This window comes from Blastocatellia bacterium (genome assembly GCA_035275065.1).
Taxonomy (GTDB): domain Bacteria; phylum Acidobacteriota; class Blastocatellia; order UBA7656; family UBA7656; genus DATENM01.
Genome location: DATENM010000137.1, coordinates 1 through 1135, shown reverse-complemented (window position 1 = coordinate 1135; position 1135 = coordinate 1). Strand labels below are relative to the sequence as shown.

Sequence of the window (1135 nt, the reverse complement as noted above, 5' to 3'; positions counted from 1 at the left end):
ATTTCTCTACTGCCTTTCTCGCCTCTGACGGGAGTTTAGCCAAATCTTTCAGAAACCTCTTTTTATAAATGATCTTCAATCGGCTTTCACCAATGTTTGGTAGTAAGTCACAGCCTCATCCAATTCTAATGCTTCATCATCGGCCGGCTCCTCCATAAGCTGAACTAGCGCATAATTCTCCAGGAGTTCTTCGATCTTATTGAAGGTAGCGATGTCAAGCTGCACAGCCAGTTTCCGATTCTGTTCATCAATGATGTATGTCCTTTTAATTTCTTCCATGTTATCCCTCCAGACTGTCTCATTATATGCTAAGTTTTGACCTTACGCGATTCTGCGCCTAACGAACACACATCACCGGGCGCGGCATGCTGTAATCGCAGAATGATGAGAAACTCGCTTGCCGCGCTCCGGTGCATGTCGTTGTTAGGCAGCGGCCCACGGTCTCGTGCCAATAAAACCCGCGCCTTTCTGGTACTGCTGATACTGAGGTAACAACTGAATTAGCCGCCACATCCAGGGCGGCAGCAATTTCGGATATGGAAGCGGTTGGATGATACTCAGCTTCATCCCCCGATCCCAATCCTGAACCTCTTCTTCTGGATACTTCGGGAACCAAACGCTTGCTACTACCTTGTCGTAGGTTGCGGCGACGGCTGTAATGTCTATAAGTCCACGCTGACGCCCTTCGGAAAAGACCTTCTGGATGAGGGAGGCATTCTCCTGTGGCGGTGGATATTTGATGAATACCTGAGTGGGAGATCGTTTCCACACATCCTCACGAAACACCCAGATAACCTTATCTGGATGCCTCTGGTCGGCCAGGAAGCTTCGGAATAATGCCAGGGCTTCTTGAAAATCTGGGATGTCATTCATTACGTTATTCGCTGTCTAACGTCACGCATCACCGGGCGCGGCGTGACGAATCGGACCAATGACAAGAAAGGCGCTCGCCGCGCTCCGGTGCATGCGCTTGTTGGGCGTCGCCCTCTACCCGTTTCATTCCGCTACCGTCGGGCCTTTCGCCATCGACCATTCCAAACAGCGCCGCTGCACGCCCTTTGTTGCCTCTGCTCCTGTTCGTCTCGTGACTTGTGCGCTTGCTCACCTCGCCTGCCGCTGGCGCCCTGGCCATTGT

At 51.7% G+C, this 1135-nt stretch carries 2 protein-coding genes; both read right to left on the bottom strand.

Translation table 11 applies throughout. From position 1 onward, the window contains the following. Positions 1 to 75: 75 nt before the first annotated feature. Complete coding sequence (locus tag VJ464_25785; protein ID HKQ08559.1) at positions 76 to 279, bottom strand: hypothetical protein; 204 nt, start codon at positions 277 to 279, stop codon at positions 76 to 78. Positions 280 to 423: 144 nt separating this feature from the next. After that, positions 424 to 873, bottom strand: a complete 450-nt coding sequence (locus VJ464_25780) for a hypothetical protein (GenBank protein ID HKQ08558.1) — start codon at positions 871 to 873, stop codon at positions 424 to 426. Between the last annotated feature and the right edge of the window lie 262 nt (positions 874 to 1135).